Genomic DNA, 3,225 nt, shown 5'->3' on the forward strand with positions numbered 1-3,225 from the left:
CGGCGCCGGGCGCGCCCGGCGCACACCCCGCGCCCGCCGCCCAGGCGCCCGCGCCCGGCTACCCCGGCTACCCCGACCCCGCGGCCCTGCCCGGCCCCTACCCGGTCGCGCCGCAGCCGGCCCCGTCGCCGACGCTCGCGATCGTCGGCCTGGTCACCGCGCTGATCCCGTGCACGGCCCTCATCGGCCTCGTGATCAGCATCGTCGTCCTGGTGCGCGGCCGCCGCGGCGGCGTCCCGGGCCGCGGCCTCGCCGTCGCCGGCGTGATCGTCGGCGCGCTGTGGCTGGTCGCCGGGGTCGTCGCCCTGGCCCTCGGCGCGTTCGGCGTCGCCTCGCTCGTCGAGACCTGCGCGGACCTCGGGAACGGCGTGCACTACGTCGACGGCGTGCGCTACGAGTGCAACATCGGCTGACGCCCCGCCGCGCTGACTCCCCGCCGCCTCGCACGGCCGCAGCGGCGCGCCCGGCTCAGAGCAGCCGGCGCGCCGCCGCCCACCGGGTCAGCTCGTGCCGCGAGGACAGCTGCAGCTTCCGCAGCACCGCGGACACGTGCGTCTCGACGGTCTTGATCGAGATGAACAGCTCCCCCGCGACCTCGCGGTAGGAGTACCCGCGCGCGATCAGGCGCATGACCTCGCGCTCCCGCGCCGACAGCCGGTCGAGCTCGTCGTCGCCCGTCGCCACGTCGCCCGCGGCCGCGCCGAACGCGTCGAGGACGAAGCCCGCGAGCCGCGGCGAGAACACCGCGTCGCCGCCGGCCACCCGCAGCACCGCGTCGCACAGGTCGGGACCGGAGATCGCCTTGGTGACGTAGCCGCGCGCCCCGGCGCGGATCACCGCGACGACGTCCTCGGCCGCGTCCGACACCGACAGCGCGAGGAACCGGGTGTCGCCCAGCAGGTCGGTGCAGGCCCGGATCACCTCGGCACCGCCGCCGCCGTCGCCGCCGGGCAGGTGCACGTCGAGCAGCACGACCGGCGGCTGGGTCGCGCGCACGACCTGGATCGCCTCGTCGACCGTGGCGGCCTCGCCGACGACGTGCACCCGGTCGTCGAGGGACGCCTTGACGCCCGCGCGGAACATCAGGTGGTCGTCGACCAGCACCACGTCGACCGGAGCGTCGTTCATCCCTGCATCGTCCTCTCGTCGTCCGCCGTCGCGCGCTCGCGCACCAGCGGCATCCGCAGCCGCACCTCGGTGCCGCCGCCGTCCTTGCACACCACCGACGCCGTCCCGCCCCGGCGGCGCACCCGCCCCAGGATGGACTCGCGCACGCCGAACCGGTCGTCCGGCACGGCGTCGGGGTCGAAGCCGTCCCCGCGGTCGCGGACGAACACCTCGACCTCGTCGGGCCCGGCCTCCAGGTAGAGCGACACCGGCGGTCGCCCGTGCCGCACCGCGTTCAGCAGCGCCTCGCGGGTCGCCTGCAGCAGCGCGTCGGTGCTGGCGTCCGGCTCGGTGTCGCCGACGACGACCGTCTCGATCGTGACGGCCTCGCCGTCGGGCCCGGTGCGGGTGTCCTCGATCTCGGCGACGATCGCCGCCAGCACCGCCGCCACCGAGGTGCCGGGCGCCGGGCGGTCGTCGTACAGCCACGCGCGCAGCTCGCGCTCCTGGGCGCGCGCCATCCGGGCGACCTCCGTCGGGTCGTCGGCGCGGGCGCGGATCAGCGCGAGGGTCTGCAGCACGGAGTCGTGCAGGTGGGCCGCGATGTCGGCGCGCTCGGACTCCCGGGCCCGGGCGGCGCGCTCGTCGCCGAGCTCCCGGACCAGCCGGAGCCACCACGGCGCGAGCACCAGGGCGACGCCGCCGAGCACCGCCACGGCGGCAACCGTCGACTGCACCAGGGTGCCCGGCGTCGCCTCCTGGCCGACGAGCAGCAGCACGCCCACCCCCGCGATCACCAGGCCGCCGACCAGCCGCAGCACGCTCACCGGGCCGCGGCTGCCGCTGCGGCGCTCCCGCTGCACCGCGTCGAGCTGGCTCCACGCGAGCGCGGCGCCCGCGACCAGCAGCAGCACGGGCACCACCCAGTTCCCGACCACGTCCGTGCCCGCGCGGGCGAGCAGCATGGCCACGGCGCCGGCGAGCAGCGCGACCCCGACCGCGATCTCGGTCCACGGCAGCCGGCGGAGCCGCTGCACGGCGTCGTGCTCCAGCGGGCGGTGCAGGCGGGACAGCTCGGCGGGGCGCCCGGCGCCCGCGGCGGCAGCCGGGTCGCCCACCGGGATCGTCACCCACCAGAACACGTACAGGGCCACGCCGATCCCGCCCACCGGGGTGAGCAGCGCGAACAGCACGCGCACCAGGCGCACGGACACGCCGAGGTGCAGCGCGAGGCCGGCCGCGACGCCGCCGATCACGCGGCCGCGCTCCGGGCGCCGCAGCGGCAGGCGGGACGGGGACTCCATGCCCTGATCGTCACACGTCCCGGACCCCCCGGGCGCCCCTCGGGGCCCAGGATCAGGGACCCCCGGGGCACATTCAGGGGCGGGTCAGGGGGGTACCCGATGCCGCCGGGGGTGCCCCGCGCGTCAGGATCGAGCCATGACGAACGACAGCGCCGACCGCGGGTCGGGCACCGTGCCGCCGAGCGGCAGCGGCGCACCCGGCCCCGTGCCCCCACCCGCTCCCCCGACCGGCGGCCACGCGATGGCCGGCTTCTTCGCGGCGATCCGCCGCGCCGGCATCTCCCGCTCCCAGGACCGCTGGGTCGGCGGCGTCGCCGGCGGGCTCGCCACCCGGTTCGGCATCGACCCGCTCCTCGCCCGCGGCCTCGTCGGCGTGACCCTGCTCATGGGCTTCGGCTTCGTGCTGTACGGCCTCGCCTGGGCGCTGCTCCCGGAGGAGTCCGACGGCCGGATCCACCTCGAGGAGACCATCCGCGGGAACTTCGACGTCGCCCTGCTCGGCGCGATCGCCCTCGTGGTCGTCGGGTTCAGCGCCGGCGACTGGTGGTTCAGCTGGGGCCCGTTCCGGTCCGGCTGGTTCAGCGGCTTCGCGTGGTTCGCCGCCGTGGTCGCCGGGATCGTCGTCCTCGTCACCGCACTGCGGCGGGGGCGGGACGGCCAGCCGCCCACCGCGCCGTGGCAGCCCCCGTACCCGGAAGGACAGCGTCCGATGACCAGCCCCAGCACCCCGCCGGCCCCGCCGGCCGACGCCGCCACGCGCCCCGCCGCGCCGTACGCGGCCGCCGCACCGGCCGCCGCGAGCGCCTCGGCCCCG

Annotated in this window: 4 protein-coding genes; 2 read left to right on the plus strand and 2 right to left on the minus strand. The window is 77.5% G+C overall.

All coding sequences use genetic code 11. The annotated features are described in order from the left end of the window. Nucleotides 1-413, plus strand: a 413-nt coding sequence (locus KVT14_RS19865) for a hypothetical protein (RefSeq protein ID WP_217617240.1), incomplete at its 5' end; no start/stop codon positions are given. Nucleotides 414-468: 55 nt separating this feature from the next. On the opposite strand, the gene KVT14_RS19870 is transcribed toward KVT14_RS19865, so the two are convergent. Continuing rightward, nucleotides 469-1,128, minus strand: coding sequence for a response regulator transcription factor (locus KVT14_RS19870; protein ID WP_217617241.1), 660 nt, complete (start codon nt 1,126-1,128; stop codon nt 469-471). Continuing rightward, complete coding sequence (locus KVT14_RS19875; RefSeq protein WP_217617242.1) at nt 1,125-2,411, minus strand: ATP-binding protein; 1,287 nt, start codon at nt 2,409-2,411, stop codon at nt 1,125-1,127. The genes KVT14_RS19870 and KVT14_RS19875 overlap by 4 nt, the downstream gene beginning before the upstream one ends. A gap of 136 nt (nt 2,412-2,547) precedes the next feature. Here KVT14_RS19875 and KVT14_RS19880 point away from each other — a divergent pair. Next, the coding region (locus KVT14_RS19880; protein WP_217617243.1) for a PspC domain-containing protein at nt 2,548-3,225 on the plus strand (678 nt) is incomplete at its 3' end.

The sequence above is a fragment of the Cellulomonas sp. GbtcB1 genome, assembly GCF_019091725.1.
In the GTDB taxonomy this organism is placed as follows: domain Bacteria; phylum Actinomycetota; class Actinomycetes; order Actinomycetales; family Cellulomonadaceae; genus Cellulomonas.

Coding starts and splice junctions, on each gene's coding strand:
- KVT14_RS19870 (WP_217617241.1), bottom strand. CDS start 1,128: ATGAACGACGCTCCGGTCGACGTGGTGCTGGTCGACGACCACCTGATG.
- KVT14_RS19875 (WP_217617242.1), bottom strand. CDS start 2,411: ATGGAGTCCCCGTCCCGCCTGCCGCTGCGGCGCCCGGAGCGCGGCCGC.